Consider the following 705-nt stretch of genomic DNA (forward strand, 5'->3'; position numbering starts at 1 on the left):
TTCAAAATGGGCATGATTCACAAATTCAGTTTTAATAACCTTAAACATCGCTTCAGCGACGGCATTATCATAAGGTGACCCTTTGAAGCTTAAGGAGCGTTTGATTTGAAAGGTTTTTAAGGCCTCATCCATCAATTTATTCTTAAACTCATTGCCACGGTCTGTGTGAAATAACTCAATATCATTCAGGTTTCCTTTAATAGAAGAAAAAGCCCGATAGACAAGCTTCGCATCCTTTCGCGGGCCAGCACTGAAACCAATTATTTCGCGATTAAAGAGATCCACAAAAACACAGATGTAGTGCCATTTTTGACCCACACGGACATACGTCAAATCACTAACCACGACTTTCAACTCTTGATCCTGATGGAATTCTCGGTTCAATTCGTTCGTCTGCTCAGACTCATTGCACGAGCTTTTCGTAGGTTTGAATTGAGCGATTGTATATTTTGAAACAAGGCCAAGCTTGTTCATCATACGGCCAATCTTTCTTATGGATACAATCCAGTCTCGCTTTCTAAGTTCAATTTTGATTTTGCGTGTCCCATAGTTTTGACGGTTTTCGTAAAAGATGTCTCGAATGACTTCTTCCAGTTCATCGTCATTTGATTCGACTGTTTTTGCTTCATAATAGAAGGTACTTCTTGGGAGATGTAGGACGTCGCACATTGCTGATACCGAGTATTTGTGACGATTATTGTGAAT

The 705-nt window shown here is 39.6% G+C and carries 1 protein-coding gene; it reads right to left on the reverse strand.

All coding sequences use genetic code 11. From position 1 onward, the window contains the following. The coding region (locus tag WAX46_RS15660) for an IS3 family transposase (protein WP_336494318.1) at positions 1-705 on the reverse strand (705 nt) is incomplete at both ends.

Origin of the sequence: Bacillus sp. FJAT-53060, assembly GCF_037104745.1 — a bacterium.
GTDB lineage: Bacteria > Bacillota > Bacilli > Bacillales > Bacillaceae > Bacillus > Bacillus stratosphericus_B.